The organism is Sphingomonas phyllosphaerae FA2, from assembly GCF_000427645.1.
Classification (GTDB): domain Bacteria; phylum Pseudomonadota; class Alphaproteobacteria; order Sphingomonadales; family Sphingomonadaceae; genus Sphingomonas; species Sphingomonas phyllosphaerae.
The window spans coordinates 2385823-2403118 of record NZ_KE386571.1 but is presented as its reverse complement, the minus strand read 5'-3'; the positions used below and the strand labels follow the sequence as shown (position 1 = coordinate 2403118).

Genomic DNA, 17296 nt, shown 5'->3' with positions numbered 1-17296 from the left:
GATAGTCGTGGCGGGTGTCCGCCGAAGGAGGCGAGCAGGTGACGATGCCGGTCGGGCCGCCGGCAATGCTCCGCTTGGAAGGACCCCAATGACGTTATCTCTCATCGTGCGCCCACGCTCTGCGCTCAGGATGTTCCTGAAAAGCGAGGCGGCGGGCGGGATCGTGCTGATGCTATCGGCGGCGGCGGCGATGCTCGTCGCGAACAGCCCGCTGGCCCCGGCGTATTTCGCGCTTCTTCAGCGGCATGTCGGGCCGCTGTCGGTGCTGCACTGGATTGACGATGCGCTAATGGCGCTGTTCTTTCTGTTGGTCGGGCTGGAGATCAAGCGGGAGCTGGTCGACGGGCATCTGTCGAGCTGGTCCGATCGCGCGCTGCCCACGATCGCGGCGGTCAGCGGCATGGCGGTGCCGGCGCTGATCTATCTGTTCGTGGTCGCGGGGACGCCGGGGCTGGCGCGCGGCTGGGCGATCCCCTCGGCCACCGACATCGCGTTCGCCATCGGCGTCATGGCGCTGCTCGGGCCGCGCGTTCCGGCGTCGCTTAAGCTGTTCCTGACCACCGTTGCGATTGTCGACGACATGGGCGCGGTGGTGGTGATCGCGCTCGCCTATACCGCATCGATCGGTGGCGTCGCGCTGCTGGCGGCGGCGGCGATCATGGCGGCGATGGCCGCGCTCGGGCGTGTTGGGGTGACGCGGTTGTGGCCGTATCTGCTGCTGTCGGCGGCATTGTGGGGCGCGGTGTGGATGTCGGGGGTCCATGCGACGATCGCCGGGGTGCTGGCGGCGTTCATGATCCCGATCCGTCGCTCGCCCGGCGCGCCCGACGATGCGGGGTCGCCGCTGCATCGGCTGGAACATGCGTTGCAGCCGTGGGTGGCGTTTCTGGTCGTGCCGATCTTCGGCTTCGCCAACGCCGGTGTCGCGCTGGCGGGCGTCGGGGTGGCCACGCTGCTGCAGCCGCTGCCGCTGGGCGTCGCCGCCGGGCTGGCGATCGGCAAGCAGGTGGGGGTGTTCGGCGCGGTGGTTGCCGCGGTGCGGTTCGGCTGGGCGCAGCGGCCGCGCCACGCGTCATGGGTGCAGATCTATGGCGCGGCGCTGCTGTGCGGGATCGGTTTCACGATGAGCCTGTTCATCGGCGGGCTCGCCTTCGCCGACCCGGCGCAGGTCGATGCGGTGAAGATCGGGGTGCTGGCGGGATCGTTGCTGTCGGCGATGGCCGGGTTCCTCGTGCTGCGGCTGGCGTCGTTTCGCGGCGCGGGGCGTTGAGGCGGAATGCTCCTGTCCCTCGCGCTTGCCGCCGCCAGTGTCGCCAGCTTCGATCCGCTGCGTTTCTTCGCCGGGGAAACGCGCGGCACTGCCACGCTGAAGGTCGTTTTGCGCAAGGGGCAACCGGTCAGCGTGCGCGGCAGGGGGCGGATCGACCGCGACGGCGTCCTCACGCTCGACCAGATCGTGACCGAGGGCGACAAGCCGCCACGCCCGCGCCACTGGCGACTGCGCCAGATCGCGCCGGGGCGCTATGCCGGCACGCTCACCGACGCGCGCGGGCCGGTGACTGGCGTGGTAGAGGGGAGCACGCTGCGGCTGGCGTTCGTCAGCACCGGCGGCTTTCGGGTCCGCCAGACGCTGACGCTGCAACCCGATGGACGCACGCTCGCCAACCGATTGGAAGCGCGACGGTTCGGGTTCAGGGTCGCGGTGCTGACCGAACGAATCGTCAAGCTGTCGTAACGGAACGCGGGCGGCGCCCCGACGGTTGGCGAGGGCGAACAATCCGGAGTGCGCGATGACCGACCCCCTGGTGCAGACCCGTCAACGCGAGATCGCGACCGAGCATCTGCTGTTCCGGCTGATCGAATATGTCGAGGGCCGGCACCCGGGGCTGCTCGATTATCTGGAGGACAGCCTCGACCATCTCGGCGATCCGGCGGATGACGCGACGAAGGACGACGAAGGCGTGCGCAAGATCGCCCGGCGGATGATTACCGGTGCGCGACGCGACCGGTAGCCCCGTCGCCCCGGACTTGATCCGGGGCCCCGCTTCTTCATCGGCGCTCGCGTAACGAAGCGGGATCCCGGATGAAGTCCGGGATGACGGTCGCAGTCAGCGCGTCAGCCGCGTGACATGTCCCATCTTGCGACCCTCGCGCGTCTCGCGCTTGCCATAAAGGTGCAAATAGGTGTCCCGCGCGGCGACATACTCCGGCCAGCGCTCCCAATCTGCGCCGATCAAATTCTCCATCTCCGCGCCTTGTGCCACCAGCGCGGTGTCCCCGAGCGGCAGGCCGCAGATCGCGCGGACGTGATTGGCAAACTGCGAGGTCGCCGCCCCCTCGATCGTCCAATGCCCCGAATTGTGGACACGCGGCGCCATCTCGTTGAACACCGGCCCTTCGGCGCTCGCGAAATATTCGCAGGTCAGCACCCCGACATGGTCGAGCGCATCGGCGATGCGGCCGGTGAGCGCGGCGGCTTCGGTCCATTGCGCGGCAATCTGCGCCGGAGCGGGTAGCGTCGAGCGATGCAAAATGCCGTCGCGATGCTCGTTCCACGGCGGCGGGTAGCTGGTGATGGTGCCATCGCGCCCGCGCACCAGCACGATCGAGAATTCATGCGTGAATTCAACGAACGCTTCGAGGATCGCCGGGCCGCCGATCGCTTCCCACGCGGCATCGGCGTCGGCGGGCGACAGCAAACGCGTCTGCCCTTTGCCGTCGTAACCGAAGCGCGTCGTCTTGAGCACCGCCGGGCAGCCGATCACCGCGATCGCCGCGTCCAGCTCCTCGCGCGACGCGACCGCCTGCCAGCGCGCTGGGCGCCCGCCCACCTGCTCGACGAATTGCTTCTCGCGCACACGGTCCTGCGCCACCGCGAGGCTGCGCGGACCCGGATAGACCGGCACGCGCTCGGCGAGCCATTCGACCGGCCCGACGGCGATATTCTCGAACTCATAGGTGACGACGTCGCATTGCGCGGCGAAGTCGGCGAGCACGACCTTGTTGTGATAATCGGCGCGCGTCAGCGACGAGGCGGTCTGCGCCGCGACGCTTTCGCGGTCGGGGGCGAGGACGTGGGTGCGATAGCCGAGATCGGCCGCCGCGCTGGCGATCATCCGACCGAGCTGCCCGCCGCCGAGGATGCCGATCGTGCTGCCGGGCGCGATCACCGTCATGCCGGATCGACCGCGACGCCGTCGGTCTGCTTAGCCCGCCACGCCTGAAGCCGCTGCGATAGCGCCTCGTCCGACAAGGCGAGGATCGACGCGGCGAGCAGCGCGGCGTTGATCGCGCCGGCCTTGCCGATCGCCAGCGTGCCGACCGGAATGCCGCCGGGCATCTGGACGATGGAGAGCAAGCTATCCATGCCCTTCAACGCCTTGGATTCGACCGGCACGCCCAGCACCGGCAAATGCGTCATCGACGCCGCCATGCCGGGCAGATGCGCCGCGCCGCCTGCGCCCGCGATGATGACCTTCAGCCCGCGTCCGGCCGCGCCGGTCGCGTAGTCGTAGAGTCGCTGCGGGGTGCGATGCGCGGAGACGACCTTCGTCTCATGCGCGACGCCGAGCGCCTCGAGCGTCTCGCTCGCATGACGCATCGTTTCCCAGTCCGAGGTGGAGCCCATGATGATGCCGACGTGCGCCATCGCGTGCGGTTAGCGGGGTGGCGCGGGCAGGGCAACCGCCTTTCCGTCGCCCCTGCGCAGGCAGGGGCCCATGTCTGTGTTGTCCGGGTGAGTGGCTGACACATGGCAAGTGGTACATGTGTCAGGCCGACGGGACGGACCTTACAGCCATAGTCCCCCGCCTGCGCAGGGGCGACGGCGTTTGTTGCGGTGCTGAGGTCACGCCGCCAGCGGCAATTCCCGCATCGCCTCCGCCGCCAGCGCGATCGAGTGGCGGCGCGCCTGATGGTCGTAGACCGCGCTGGTCAGCATCAGCTCGTCGACCCCGGTGCGTGCGACGAACGCCGCGATCCCGCGCGCCACCTCGTCGCGAGTGCCGATCGCGCTCGCCGACAGCGCATGGTCGAGGATCGCGGCGTGCTGCGGCGGCAGCGAGGCGCGATAGCCCGGCACCGGCGGCTTCATCCGCCCCGGATTGCCGGTGCGCAGCGCGACGAACTGCTGCTGCTGCGAGCTGGCGAGCAGCTCGGCCTCCTCATGCGTGTCGGCGGCGAAGACGTTGAACCCGGCCATCGCATAGGGCTTGGCGAGCGCCGCCGACGGCCGGAAATCGCGCCGGTAGATGTCGAGCGCCGGGTCGAGCGCGTCGGGCGCGAAATGCGACGCGAAGGCATAGGGCAGTCCCAGCATCGCCGCCAATTGCGCGCCGAACAGGCTGGAGCCGAGGATCCACATCTCCGGCTTCGCGCCAGCGCCCGGAGTGGCGGTGATGCCGGTGCGCCCGTCGTCGGCGAAGTAGCTCTGCAACTCCACGACATCGCGCGGGAATTCGTTGGCGTCGCTGGAAAGATTGCGACGCAGCGCGTGTGCGACGCGCTGGTCCGAACCGGGCGCGCGGCCGAGTCCGAGGTCGATCCGCCCGGGGAACAACGCGTCGAGCGTGCCGAACTGCTCCGCGATCTGGAGCGGCGCGGAATTGGGCAACATGATCCCCCCCGCGCCGATGCGGATGCGGCTGGTCGCCTGCCCGACGTGCGCGATCACCACTGCGGTGGCGGCGGAGGCGATCCCGGTCATGCCGTGGTGCTCGGCCACCCAATAGCGATTGAAGCCGAGTTGCTCGGCATGGGCGGCCAGATCCGCGGCATTGGCGAGCGACTGTGCGACCGAGCCGCCTTCGGTGACGGGAACGAGGTCGAGAAGGGAATAACGGGTCATGTCAATTAAGTGGGGAGAGCGGTGCAAGACTGCCAGCGGAGTTACGGTTGGCGGCAGGATAGCAGGGGTTTGCCCCTCCCTTGCGTCATTCCCGCCTACGCGGGAATGACGAGGACCTGCGCGGGAATGACGAGGACGAGCCGGGGATGACGCCCGCCGCCAAACCCACTAAAGCGCCGCGCCATGCACCCGGCCTTCGCGCACGTCGATACGTGGATCTTTGACCTCGACAACACGCTCTACCCGGCGCGTGCCGACCTGTTCGCGCACATCGACCGGCGGATGACCGCGTTCATCGCCGACTTCCTGAACGTCGACGCGATCGAGGCGCGCCGCATCCAGAAGGAATATTTCCTCGGCCACGGCACCACGCTCGCCGGGCTGATGGCCGATCACGACGTCGATCCGCATGCCTTCCTCGCCTATGTCCACGACATCGAGATGGACGCGCTGGAAGAGAACGCCCCGCTCGCCGCCGCGCTGGCGCAGCTACCGGGGCGCAAGCTGGTCTTCACCAACGGCGACCGCCCGTATGCGCTCAAGGTGCTGGACCGGCTGGGCCTGGGGCAGAGTTTCGAGGCGGTCCACGACATCGTCGCGATGGACCTGACCCCGAAACCCGCCGCCGCGGCCTATGCCGGGCTGTGCGCCGCGTTCGACATCGATCCGACCCGCGCCCTGTTCGTCGAGGACATGGCGCGCAACCTCAAACCCGCCAAGGCGATCGGGATGACCACCGTCTGGGTGGACAACGGGTCCGAGCAGGACCACGACGCCGACCGATCCTATGTCGACCACCGCGTGACCGACGTCACCGTGTGGGTTCAGTCTGTTTTGGAGGACCAATGACCGCCGAGCTTTCCGCCACGATCGACGCCGCGTGGGAGAACCGCGCCGAGCTGGGGCTGACCACCGGGGGCGATGTGCGCGTCGCGGTCGATCGCGCGCTGGCGCTCCTCGACGCCGGGCAGGCGCGTGTGGCGGAACCGGACGGTGAAGGCGGTTGGCGCGTCAATCAGTGGCTCAAGAAAGCGGTGCTGCTCAGCTTCCGCCTCAACGACAACGCGCTGATCGATAATGGCCCCGGCGCGGGCCATTGGTTCGACAAGGTGCCGAGCAAATTCTCGGGCTGGAGCGAGGCCGAGTTCCGCACCGCCGGCTTCCGCGCGGTGCCCGGCAGCGTGGTGCGGCGCGGCGCGTTCGTCGGCAAGGGCGCGATCCTGATGCCCAGCTTCGTCAACATCGGCGCCTATGTCGGCGAGGGCACGATGGTCGACACCTGGGCGACGGTCGGCAGCTGCGCGCAGATCGGCAAGAACGTCCATCTGTCGGGCGGGGTCGGGATCGGCGGGGTGCTCGAGCCGCTGCAGGCCGATCCGGTCATTATCGGCGACGGCGCGTTCATCGGCGCGCGCGCCGAAGTGGCGGAGGGCGTGCGCGTCGGTGAGGGCGCGGTGCTGTCGATGGGCGTGTATCTTGGCGCCTCGACCAAGATCATCGACCGCGCAACCGGCGAGACGTTCCGCGGCGAAGTGCCGCCCTATGCGGTGGTCGTGCCCGGCTCGATCGGCGGCGGAGACGGCAAGCCGGCGCTCTATTGCGCGGTGATCGTCAAGCGCGTCGATGCACAGACGCGCAGCAAGACCAGCATCAACGACCTGCTGCGGGACTAATAAAAACCGCATCCTCCCGTCATTGCTTCGCTACGCTCGCAATGACGGGAGCCGAAAAGCCACGCGAACCTTTTCCCAGCTTCTTCGTTGCCGCGACGTAACGATAAGCAAAGAAGGTCGCCGGGGTTCATGAAGAAGGGGCTTTTCGCCGCCGCCGCCTTGCTGGTGGCGGGTGCGGCGCACGCGCAGCAGGTCGACATCGGCGCCTCGCCGCCCGACGATCCCAACGCGCCGAAGCCGGGCGCAAGTGCGGCGACCCGCTCTGGCGATACGCAGCGCCAGCCGCGCACGCCGGCCGCGCGCCGCCCGCGCGACACCTCGCCTTCGTCGCTGGTCGGCGACACGCAGAGTTCGCCGCCGCCGGGATTGATCGGCGACTGGCAGGAGATTCGCACGCGGCTCGGCCGGCGCGGGATCGGGCTGACCGCGCGTTATGCGTCGGAAAGCGGGTATAATTTCAGCGGCGGCGATCGGAAGCTGTTCCGCGAAACCGGGCAGTTCGACGTCGGCGCGTTGCTCGACATGGAGAAGCTGGCCGGGATCACCGGCGGCGCGGTGCAGGCGACGGTGACGTGGCGGCGCGGTTACGACCTGACTACCGATGCCGGGCTCAACACGCTGCAACAGGCGCAGGAAATCTACGGCCGCGGGCAGACGGTTCGCCTCACGCAATTGTGGTGGGAGCAGAAGATCGGAACCCGGACCGAGGTGAAGCTTGGCCGCACAAACCCCGGCGAGGATTTCGCGGCCTTCTCCTGCCACTTCATGAACCTCAGCTTCTGCGGCGCGCAGCCGGGCAATCTGGCCGGCGATTACTGGTATAATTGGCCGGTCAGCCAATGGGGCGCGCGGGTGCGCGTCGCGCTCGACGACGACCGCTACGTGCAGGGCGCGGTGTATGAGATCAACCCGCGGAATCTCGAGAAAGACTTTTTCGTCGGTCACTTCCACGGCGCGACCGGCGTGCTGATCCCGGTCGAGACCGGCGTCAGCCGCGGCGGCGACGACGGCAAGGTCGGGTCGTACAAGGTCGGCGGCTGGATTGCGACCGCCGATGGCGACGACGTGCTGCTCGACCGCAATCGGCGACCGCAGGTGCTGACCGGCACCGATCCGCTGCGCCGGTCGAGCCGCTACGGCGTCTACTTCACGATGCAGCAACAGCTCACCGGCACGTCGAAAGACGGCAAGTCGCTGACCGGGCTCGGCATCTTTCTCAACGTGACGCAGACCGACCGCAAGACCAGCGTCACCGACAATCAGGTGTCGGCAGGGCTGTTCTACAAGGGGCTGGTGCCGGCACTCCCCGGCGACGTGCTGGGCGTCGCGGTGGCGCGCACCAACGTCAACGGCCGCGCCGCCCGCGCCGACGAACTGGTGCCGGGCACCCCGGTGCGCGACGCCGAATATGCCGCCGAGGTCTATTACAGCCTGCACCCGATCGACTGGCTGGAACTGCGCCCGAACGTGCAATGGGTGCATCAGCCCGGCGGCGTGCGCGATGCGCCAGATGTCGGCGTCGTCGGGCTGAAAGCGGCGCTGACGCTCTGATCGCCTTGTTGTATAACATGTAAAACAAAATGCCTCGACACCGTCATGTGGCGCGCCTATCCCGGTGCGATCAGAGAAGAAGGACTTCCCATGCCGACTGCCAGCAAGGTTCTCGACCGTGTGCTCGTGCTGGAGATGGTGCGCGTCACCGAAGCCGCTGCGATCGCCGCCTCGACGCTGACCGGCCGCGGTGACGAAAAGGCCGCCGACGCCGCCGCGGTCGAAGCGATGCGCGCGGCGCTCAACGAGCTCGACATCGACGGCACGGTGGTGATCGGCGAGGGCGAGCGCGACGAGGCGCCGATGCTGTTCATCGGCGAGAAGGTCGGCAGCGGACAAGGACCGGCGATCGACATCGCGCTCGATCCGCTGGAGGGCACGACGATCTGCGCCAAGTCGGGGCCGAACAGCCTCGCGGTGCTGGCGATCGCCGAAAAGGGCGGCCTGCTCAACGCACCCGACGTCTATATGGACAAGCTGGCGGTCGGCCCGGGGCTGCCCGCCGGGGTCATCGACCTCGATCGCACGCCAACCGAGAATATCGAGGCGATCGCGGCGGCCAAGGGCGTCGCGCCGAAGGACATTATCGCCTGCGTCCTCGATCGCCCGCGGCACGAGGCGCTGATCGCCGAACTGCGCGGGATCGGCTGTGGCGTGGTGCTGATCGGCGACGGCGATGTCGCGGGCGTGATCGCGACCAGCGATCCCGACACGACGATCGACGTTTACATGGGGTCGGGCGGCGCGCCGGAGGGCGTGCTGGCCTGCGCGGCGCTGCGCTGCGTCGGTGGGCAGTTCAAGGGCCGGCTGCTGTTCCGCAACGACGACGAGCGCGGCCGCGCGCGCAAATGGGGGATCGAGGATCTCGACCGCCAGTATGATCTCAAGGATCTGGCGAAGGGCGACTGCATCTTCGCGGCGACCGGCGTCACCGATGGCTCGCTGCTCGAAGGCGTGCGCCGCCTCGGCGGCAAGATGACCACCGAAAGCGTCGTGATGCGTGCCTCGTCGGGCACGGTACGCTGGGTGAAGGGCGAGCACCGCCTCGACCAGTGACGGTCGCCGCGCTGGCGGTTGCGCTGGCCAGCCTCGGGCTGCTGCTGCACGGCGGGCGCCTCGGCTATTGGCCGCGCCCGCCCGCGGTCGCGCCGGGCGCGGTGCGGCATCGCTGGTTTGCGCGGCTGGCGTTCCGCTCGCTGGTGCATTTCGGCGGCGTCGCCTTGCTGTTGCTGGCGCTGCTCGGGCGCGTCGACGCGGTCTGGAGCTTTCCGGCGGAACTGGAGCCGGCGCGCGCGCTGGCGGTCGCGTGGGTCGGACAACCGGGCTGGCAGCCGCTGGCGTTCGGTGCCGCCGCCGGGGTGGTGATCGCGGCGCTGCTCGAACGCCGCGGGCGGCGCATGACGCTCGGCGATCTGCGTGCGGTCACGCCGATGCGGCGCGCCGAACTCGGCTGGGGTGTGCTCCTCGCGGTCGAGGCGGGGGTGACCGAGGAATTGTTCTTCCGCCTGCTGCTGCCGTTGCTGATCGCCGGCGCGAGCGGATCGGCGCTGCTCGGGTTCGCAGGCGCGACCGCCGCCTTCGGCTATGCCCATACCTATCAGGGCTGGCGCGGCGTGATCGGCACGCTGATCGCGGGCGTGTTGCTGACGCTGGTCTATCTGGTGTCGGAGCGGCTGTGGGCGGCGATGCTGGTCCACGCCGCGATCGATTTCAACGGGTTGGTCCTGCGCCCGGTGCTGGCGGGCAAGGTGCGGCTTTTCGGATCACCGACCGGTTTACCATCGACCACCAACGACACTCCTTCGTCGCCCCGGACTTGATCCGGGGCCCCGCTTCTTCTTGATGGCCGACATAAGAAGCGGGATCCCGGATCAAGTCCGGGATGACGGAATCCCGACCGGCATTGCCCGAATCGCCCGAATCCCCTATCTGCCCATTTTTCAGGCAGCTTCCGAACCCCTATGCTCCGACCCATTCAGATCGGCGACGTCCGCATCGACGAGCCCGTCGTCCTCGCGCCGATGACCGGCGTGACCGACCAGCCGTTCCGCACGCTCGTTCGCCGCTACGGCTCGGGGCTCAACGTCACCGAGATGATCGCCAGCCAGGCCGCGATCCGCGAGACGCGCCAGTCGATCCAGAAGGCGGCGTGGCATCTCTCCGAGGAGCCGGTGTCGATGCAGCTCGTCGGCTGCACCCCCTATGAGATGGCCGAGGCCGCGAAGCTGGCGCGCGACAAGGGCGCGGCGATCATCGACATCAACATGGGCTGCCCGGTCCGCAAGGTGACCAACGGCGATGCCGGCTCGGCGCTGATGCGCGACCTGAAGCTCGCGACGCAGTTGATCGAGGCGATCGTCGCGGCGGTCGACGCGCCGGTGACGCTCAAGATGCGGATGGGCTGGTGCCACGACAGCCTCAACGCCCCCGAACTCGCGCGGATCGCCGAGGATCTCGGCGTCAGGATGGTCACCGTCCACGGCCGCACCCGCAACCAGATGTACAAGGGCAACGCCGACTGGCGCTTCATCCGCTCGGTCAAGGACGCGGTGTCGATCCCGGTGATCGCCAATGGCGACATCTGCTCGGTCGAGGACGCGACCGCGGCGCTGGAACAGTCGGGCGCCGACGGCATCATGATAGGACGCGGCGCCTATGGCCGTCCGTGGCTGCTCGCGCAGGTCATGCACTGGCTGCGCACCGGCGAGCGGCTGCCCGACCCGTCGCTCGACGAGCAATACCGCGTCATCGCCGAACATTATGACGCAATGCTGGAGCATTACGGCACCTTCACCGGCGTCAACATGGCCCGCAAGCACATCGGCTGGTACACCAAGGGGCTGAATGGCTCGGCGGAGTTCCGCAACCGCGTCAATCAGGAGCCCGACGCCGATCGCGTCAAGGCGATGCTCGCCGACTTCTACGCCCCCTATCGGCTGAGCGAAGCGGCGTGATGCTCGAGACGCGCGGCCCGGGGGCGGCGGAACTGCTCGCCGCGCTGCCGGTCGCAGTGCTGGTGGTCGACGCCGCGGACCGGATCGCGCGCGTCAATGCCGAGTGCGAGACGCTGCTCAACCTGTCCGAGCGCGCGATGCTCGGGCAGCCGCTGGCCGCGATCCTGTCCTTCCCCGATGCCGAGGCGCGGCGCGACGCGCACGCCTTCGCGATCTTCGACGCCGATGTCGAGACGATGCGCGGGGTGCGGCTGCGCGTCGATCTGATCGAGGCGGCGGTGGTCGATCATCCCGGCTGGCGCACGATCACGCTCCACCACGCCGGCGCGTCGCGGCGGCTCGGCGTGTCGACCGACCGCGCGGCGGCGGCGCGCTCGGCGGTCGGCGCGGCGGCGATGCTCGCGCACGAGATCAAGAACCCGCTGTCGAGCATCCGCGGCGCGGCGCAGCTGATCGCCGATGGCGTCGACACCGCGGAGCTGACGCAATTGATGATCGCCGAGGTCGACCGCATCACCGCGCTGATCGACCATATGGAGGATTTCACCGACACCCGCCCGCGCGAGGTGTCGCCGATGAACATCTATCCGCTGCTCGCGCACGCGCGCGGGGTCGCGCTGGCCGGCTTCGCGCGCGGCGTGGCGATCGAGGAACGCTACGATCCGTCACTGCCACCCGCGATGGGCAATAGCGATTCGCTGCTGCAGGTGATCCTCAACCTGCTCAAGAACGCCGCCGCCGCGCTGGGCGAGCGCGGCGAACGCCGCATCACGCTCGCCACCGCCTATCGCCACGGCGTGACGGTCGCGGCAGGGAAAGGGCGCGGCCGTACCCCGTTGCCGATCGAGATCTGCGTGATCGACAGCGGACCGGGCGCGCCCGCCGACATCGCCGACCATCTCTTCGACCCGTTCGTCTCGGGCCGGCCGGAGGGCAAAGGGCTCGGGCTCGCGCTGGTCGACAAACTGGTCCGCGACATGGGTGGCATCGTCCAATATTCGCGAGAAGGCACCCCGCACCAGACCGTCTTCCGCATCCTCCTTCCGCGAGCCAGCGCATGACCCGCGTCCTGCTGGTCGACGACGACGACGCGATCCGCACCGTCGTCGCGCACGCGCTGCGCCGCGCCGGGCATGAGGTGCGCACCGCCGCCACGCTCGCCGAGCTGGGGCGCGAATTGGCGAGCCATCCGCCCGACGTGCTGCTCAGCGACGTCGTGCTCCCCGATGGCGACGGCATCGACCATGTCGCGCAGGTGCTGGCGGCGCGCCCCGATCTGCCGGTGATCGTGCTGTCGGCGCGCAACACGCTGACCACCGCAGTCCGCGCCACCGAGGCCGGCGCGTACGACTACCTTCCCAAGCCGTTCGACCTCGACACGCTGACCCGCACCGTCGCCGCGGCGCTGGCGCGCGGCGGGCGCAGCGGCGAGACGCAGGCGAGCGACGACGACCCCTCGCTGCCGCTGATCGGCCGCTCGCCGGCGATGCAGGACGTGTACCGCGTGATCGCGCGCGTCGTCTCGAACGACCTCACCGTGCTGGTGTCGGGCGAGTCGGGCACCGGCAAGGAACTGGTCGCGCGCGCGATCCACGATCTCGGCGCGCGGGCGTCCGCGCCGTTCGTGCCGATCAACATGGCCGCGATCCCGCGCGAGCTGATCGAGGCGGAATTGTTCGGTCACGAACGCGGCGCGTTCACCGGCGCGGCGCAGCGCAACGCCGGGCGCTTCGAGCAGGCGGCGGGCGGCACCCTGTTCCTCGACGAGATCGGCGACATGCCGATCGAGGCGCAGACCCGGCTGCTGCGCGTGCTGCAATCGGGCGAGTTCACGACGGTCGGCGGCGCGCGCACGATCCGCGCCGACGTCCGTATCGTCGCCGCCACCAACCGCGATCTGCAACAGGCGGTGGCAAGCGGGCAGTTCCGCGAAGACCTCTACTACCGCCTGAACGTCGTCCCGATCGCGCTGCCCCCCTTGCGCGAACGCCGTGGCGATGTCGCGGAGCTGGCCCGCCATTTCCTCGACCGCGCCGCGGCGGAGGGGCTGCCGCGCAAGACGCTCGACCAGGACGCGGTTGCGGTGCTGGAGGCGCACGACTGGCCCGGCAACGTCCGCGAGCTGGAGAATCTGATGCGCCGGCTCGCGGCGCTGTCGCGTGACGACCGGATCGGCGCGGCGGAGCTGAACGCGACGATCGGCGGCTGTGCGCCGGTCGAGGCCGCCCCCGACCCGGGGATCGAGGCCGCGGTGCGCGCGATGATCGAGCGGCTGGCACGACAGGAACCCCGCGCGCTCGACGACGGCTCGCTCTACGCGCGGATCATCGGCGAGGTCGAACGCCCGCTGATCGAGGCGATGCTCGCGCGCCACGGCGGCAACCAGCTCCGCGCCGCCCGTGCGATCGGCCTCAACCGCAACACGCTTCGCAAGCGGCTGGATATGTTAGGCATCGACGTTTGAGGTTGGACCTTCCCTAACGCGATAGTCACCCGTCATTGCGAACGTAGCGAAGCAATGACGGACAGGTGTTCCAGACCACGGTCCGGTGTCGACCGTCCATCCCTCCCTGATCTGCATCACTCATCGGCAATTATGTGTTTTCCATGCAACACTGATGCTGTAGCGAGGGGGAAATGTTCGCAGGAGTGACATCCTCCTCCGCTTCCCCGCCCGGCGCGCTGCGCCGGTTCGGTGTGACACCGGCGATCGAGCTGATGGTGCTTGCCGCCGCGGTGGCGGTCGCGCTCGTCAGCTATTTCGCGTTGCGTGGCGAGGGCGATCCGGCGCGGCTGATCCAGCCGCCATTGGTCGCCTCGCTGCTGGTTGCCAATCTCGTCGGCGGCATCGCACTGATGATGCTGTTCGGTCGCCGCGTCGCGCTGCGCCGCGCGGAACGATCGTCGATCGGCGCGGGCGGTCGGCTCCACGTCCGCCTCGTGCTGCTGTTCTCGCTGGTCGCCGCCATCCCGGCGCTGCTCGTGACGATCTTCGCCTCGCTGCTGTTCCAATATGGCGTGCAATTCTGGTATTCCGACCGTTCGCGCGGGATGTTCGAGAATGCGGCCTCGCTTACCCGCACCTCCTACGAACAGATTGTCCAGCGCTGGCAGGAGGCGACGTTCACGATGGCGTCGGATCTGTCGGTGACGCTGCAGGAAGTGCCGATCGACACGCTGTCGTTCCGGTCGACGTTCGGTCGGCAGGTCTATTATCGCAGCCTGTCGGAAGGCGCGTTGTTCGTCCTGACGCCGCAGGGTGAGGTACGGACGCTCGCGGTGGTAAACCCGTATGATGTCGACTTTTCGCGCTTTGTGACGAAGGCCGCGATCGCAAAGCTGCGTCAGCGACAGAATGCGACGATCATCACGGGCGATCGTATTCAGGTCTTTACGCAAATCCCGGGCAGCGACGATCTGTACCTCTACGCCGCGCGAGTTACCGATCCAAAGGAGATGACCACCCAGACCGCGCGGGCCGAGGCCGCACTGGCGAATTACCGCCAGCTGATCGCCCGCGCGCGTTCGCTGCAACTGCAATTCAACGCCGCGCTGCTGATCGTCTCGCTGCTGATCGTCGGGGTGGCGGTGTGGATCGCGCTGACCGTCGCCGATCGGCTCGTCCGCCCGGTCGGCGAGCTGGTCGACGCCGCCCGCCGGGTGGAGGGCGGCGATCTGTCGGCACGCGTGCCCGAGACGCTGGAACGCGACGAAATCGGCACGCTGTCCAACGCCTTCAACAGCATGACCGCGCGGCTGGTCGCGCAGAACACCGCGCTCGTCACCGCCAACGCACAGCTCGACAGCCGCCGCGCGCTGATCGAGGCGGTGATGTCGGGCGTGTCGGCGGGCGTGATCTCGATCGACGCGCGCGACCGCACGATCCGACTCATCAACAGCTCGGCGCAGACGCTGATGGGGCTCGCCGAGCCGCCGGTCGGGCGCAAGCTGTTCGATGTCGCTCCCGAACTCGACGCGTTGCTCGATCAGCCGGGGCGCGAGGCGGCGGTGCAGCTCAACGTGGCGGGCGAGATGCGCACCTTCGCGGCGCGGATCGCGCGCGACGGCAGCGGCCCGATCATCACCTTCGACGACATCACGCAGCAACTTACGGATCAGCGCCGCGCCGCTTGGGCGGACGTCGCGCGCCGTATCGCGCACGAGATCAAGAACCCGCTCACCCCGATCCAGCTTGCCGCCGAACGGCTCCAGCGTCGCTATGGCGGCAAGATCGACCCGGCCGACACCACCTTCGCGCGCCTTACGGACACGATCGTACGACAGGTCGGTGACCTTCGCCGGATGGTCGACGAATTCTCGTCGTTCGCGCGGATGCCCAAGCCGGTGTTCCGCGACGAGTCGCTGGTCGATATCGCGCGCCAGACGATGTTCCTCCACGAAGTCGCGCACCCAGGCATCCGCTTCGTGCTCGACCACGCCGATCCCGCGCCGTCGCTGGTCTGCGACCGCCGGCAGCTCGGACAGGCGCTGACCAATATCGTCAAGAACGCGGTCGAGGCAGTCGAGGAAGCCGACGCGAGCGAGGCGAGCATCACGATGACGCTTGCCGAGGGTGACGGCCGCGTGACGATCGCGGTCGCCGATACCGGGGTCGGGCTGCCGCTGGAACGCGATCGGATCGTCGAGCCCTATATGACCACCCGTGCGCGCGGCACCGGGCTGGGCCTCGCGATCGTCAAAAAGATCGTCGAGGAGCATTTCGGAACGATCAGCTTCGCGGACCGCCCCGGCGGCGGGACGATCGTGACCCTGTCCTTCGACACCGCCCCGCTTGCCGCTTTGGCCAGCGACGAGCATCTTCCTTCCCACGACGACGATCGTACGATCGCGGCGTTGACCAGAAATCGGATCTGAGCCTTATGGCGATCGACATCCTCGTCGTCGACGACGAACTCGACATCCGCGAACTCGTGGCCGGCGTGCTCGAGGACGAAGGCTATGACACGCGCATGGCCGGCGATAGCGACGCCGCGCTGGAGGCGATCGCAACGCGCCGCCCCAGCCTCGTGCTGCTCGACGTCTGGCTACAGGGCTCGCGACTCGACGGGCTCGATCTGCTCGAGGAGATCAAGCGCCGCGATCCGTCGATCCCGGTGCTGGTCATCTCGGGCCACGGCACGCTCGACACCGCGGTGGCCGCGATCCGAAAAGGTGCCGCCGACTTCATCGAAAAGCCGTTCCAGGCCGAACGGTTGCTGCTGATGGTCGAGCGCGCGACCGAAACCGAGCGGCTGCGCGCCGAGGTCAAGTCGCTGCGCGCCGCGACCGGGCGCGGCACCGATCTGACCGGCAGCTCGACCGCGATCAACGCCGTCCGTGCGACCCTCAAGCGCGTCGCCGCGACCGGCAGCCGCGTGCTCATCATGGGCCCGGCCGGCGTTGGCAAGGAAGTCGCCGCGCGGCTGCTCCACGGTTGGAGCCAACGCGCGCACGCCAATTTCGTGATCGCGAGCACTGCGGGGATGAACCCCGAGCGGATCGAGGAGGAATTGTTCGGGGTCGAGGAGGGCGGCGACCTCGTCCGCACCGGGCTGCTCGAACAGGCGCATGGCGGGACGTTGTTCCTCGACGAGATCGCCGACATGCCGCCCGCGACGCAGGCGCGCATCCTGCGCGTGCTGACCGACCAGAGCTTCACGCGGATGGGCGGGACGCGCGTCGTCAAGGTCGACGTCCGCGTCGTCTCCGCCACCGCGCGCGACCTGAGCGTCGAGATCGCCGAAGGCCGGTTCCGCGAGGACCTTTATTACCGGCTCAACGTCGTCCCCGTCACGATCCCGCCGCTCGCCGAGCGCCGCGAGGACATCCCGGCGCTGGTCGAGCATTTCGCCGCGCATTACGCCGCCGATCGCCGCGTGCCGCCGCCCGAGATCGCCACCGACGCGTTGGTCGCGCTGCAATCCTACGAATGGCCAGGCAACGTCCGCGAGCTGCGCAACGTCGTCGAGCGGACGATCATCCTCGCGCCCGGTGACCGGATCGGGCGGATCGACCTCGACCTGCTCCCCGCCGAGGTGCTCGGCACGCAGGACGCCGGCACCGGCGCCAGCGCGATCATGGGCGCACCGTTGCGTGAAGCACGCGAAACGTTCGAGCGCGAGTACCTCCGCGTCCAGATCCGCCGCTTCTCTGGCAACATCTCACGCACCGCCAGCTTCATCGGCATGGAACGCTCGGCGCTCCATCGGAAGCTCAAGCTGCTCGGCATCACCGAGACCCGGGACGACTAAACCCCGTCATTCCCGCGCAGG

The 17296-nt window shown here is 68.7% G+C and carries 16 protein-coding genes; 13 read left to right on the top strand and 3 right to left on the bottom strand.

Annotated elements, in window-relative coordinates:
- Positions 1–88 precede the first annotated feature (88 nt).
- From nhaA to SPHPH_RS0111605, 3 genes are read left to right on the top strand one after another with little or no spacing between them, the layout of a single operon-like run.
- Positions 89–1270, top strand: coding sequence for a Na+/H+ antiporter NhaA (nhaA, locus tag SPHPH_RS0111615; protein WP_037488496.1), 1182 nt, complete (start codon positions 89–91; stop codon positions 1268–1270).
- Between the two features lie 6 nt (positions 1271–1276).
- Positions 1277–1735, top strand: a complete 459-nt coding sequence (locus SPHPH_RS0111610) for a DUF3833 family protein (protein ID WP_028966842.1) — start codon at positions 1277–1279, stop codon at positions 1733–1735.
- A gap of 55 nt (positions 1736–1790) precedes the next feature.
- On the top strand, positions 1791–2012 hold the full coding sequence (locus SPHPH_RS0111605; protein ID WP_028966841.1) for a hypothetical protein: 222 nt from the start codon (positions 1791–1793) through the stop codon (positions 2010–2012).
- 96 nt (positions 2013–2108) lie between these two features.
- On the opposite strand, the gene SPHPH_RS0111600 is transcribed toward SPHPH_RS0111605, so the two are convergent.
- The 3 genes from SPHPH_RS0111600 to SPHPH_RS0111590 all read right to left on the bottom strand — a co-directional run bounded on the left by SPHPH_RS0111600 (position 2109) and on the right by SPHPH_RS0111590 (position 4846).
- Positions 2109–3176 (bottom strand): 5-(carboxyamino)imidazole ribonucleotide synthase, encoded by a 1068-nt coding sequence (locus tag SPHPH_RS0111600; RefSeq protein ID WP_028966840.1) that lies wholly within the window; start codon positions 3174–3176, stop codon positions 2109–2111.
- Entirely contained in the window at positions 3173–3649 is a 477-nt protein-coding gene (gene purE / locus SPHPH_RS0111595) for a 5-(carboxyamino)imidazole ribonucleotide mutase (protein WP_028966839.1), read from the bottom strand. The genes SPHPH_RS0111600 and purE overlap by 4 nt, the downstream gene beginning before the upstream one ends.
- 198 nt (positions 3650–3847) lie before the next feature.
- Complete coding sequence (locus SPHPH_RS0111590; RefSeq protein ID WP_028966838.1) at positions 3848–4846, bottom strand: LLM class flavin-dependent oxidoreductase; 999 nt, start codon at positions 4844–4846, stop codon at positions 3848–3850.
- A 183-nt stretch (positions 4847–5029) separates the two neighbouring features.
- Between SPHPH_RS0111590 and SPHPH_RS0111585 the strand changes: the two genes are divergently transcribed.
- The 10 genes from SPHPH_RS0111585 (at position 5030) to ntrX (ending at position 17275) form a co-directional block, all read left to right on the top strand.
- Positions 5030–5695: a pyrimidine 5'-nucleotidase gene (locus SPHPH_RS0111585; protein WP_028966837.1), complete on the top strand. Its 666-nt coding sequence runs from the start codon at positions 5030–5032 to the stop codon at positions 5693–5695.
- Positions 5692–6519, top strand: a complete 828-nt coding sequence (gene dapD / locus SPHPH_RS0111580) for a 2,3,4,5-tetrahydropyridine-2,6-dicarboxylate N-succinyltransferase (RefSeq protein WP_028966836.1) — start codon at positions 5692–5694, stop codon at positions 6517–6519. Before SPHPH_RS0111585 ends, dapD begins: the two co-directional genes overlap by 4 nt.
- A gap of 129 nt (positions 6520–6648) precedes the next feature.
- The gene (locus tag SPHPH_RS0111575) at positions 6649–8070 is read left to right on the top strand and encodes a carbohydrate porin (protein ID WP_028966835.1); all 1422 of its coding nucleotides are present in this window, start codon (positions 6649–6651) and stop codon (positions 8068–8070) included.
- 90 nt (positions 8071–8160) lie between these two features.
- Positions 8161–9126 carry a class II fructose-bisphosphatase gene (gene glpX, locus SPHPH_RS0111570; RefSeq protein ID WP_028966834.1) on the top strand — a complete coding sequence of 322 codons (966 nt, stop codon included), beginning with the start codon at positions 8161–8163 and terminating at the stop codon, positions 9124–9126.
- Positions 9123–9890 (top strand): CPBP family intramembrane glutamic endopeptidase, encoded by a 768-nt coding sequence (locus SPHPH_RS20500; RefSeq protein WP_051272982.1) that lies wholly within the window; start codon positions 9123–9125, stop codon positions 9888–9890. Before glpX ends, SPHPH_RS20500 begins: the two co-directional genes overlap by 4 nt.
- 141 nt (positions 9891–10031) lie before the next feature.
- Positions 10032–11024, top strand: coding sequence for a tRNA dihydrouridine synthase DusB (gene dusB / locus SPHPH_RS0111560; protein ID WP_037488494.1), 993 nt, complete (start codon positions 10032–10034; stop codon positions 11022–11024).
- Positions 11024–12085 carry a two-component system sensor histidine kinase NtrB gene (locus tag SPHPH_RS0111555; RefSeq protein ID WP_051272981.1) on the top strand — a complete coding sequence of 354 codons (1062 nt, stop codon included), beginning with the start codon at positions 11024–11026 and terminating at the stop codon, positions 12083–12085. Before dusB ends, SPHPH_RS0111555 begins: the two co-directional genes overlap by 1 nt.
- Positions 12082–13488 carry a nitrogen regulation protein NR(I) gene (gene ntrC, locus SPHPH_RS0111550; RefSeq protein ID WP_028966831.1) on the top strand — a complete coding sequence of 469 codons (1407 nt, stop codon included), beginning with the start codon at positions 12082–12084 and terminating at the stop codon, positions 13486–13488. Before SPHPH_RS0111555 ends, ntrC begins: the two co-directional genes overlap by 4 nt.
- 173 nt (positions 13489–13661) lie before the next feature.
- Positions 13662–15899: a sensor histidine kinase gene (locus SPHPH_RS19590; protein ID WP_051272980.1), complete on the top strand. Its 2238-nt coding sequence runs from the start codon at positions 13662–13664 to the stop codon at positions 15897–15899.
- Between the two features lie 5 nt (positions 15900–15904).
- Positions 15905–17275 carry a nitrogen assimilation response regulator NtrX gene (gene ntrX, locus SPHPH_RS0111540; protein ID WP_028966830.1) on the top strand — a complete coding sequence of 457 codons (1371 nt, stop codon included), beginning with the start codon at positions 15905–15907 and terminating at the stop codon, positions 17273–17275.
- Positions 17276–17296 lie beyond the last annotated feature (21 nt).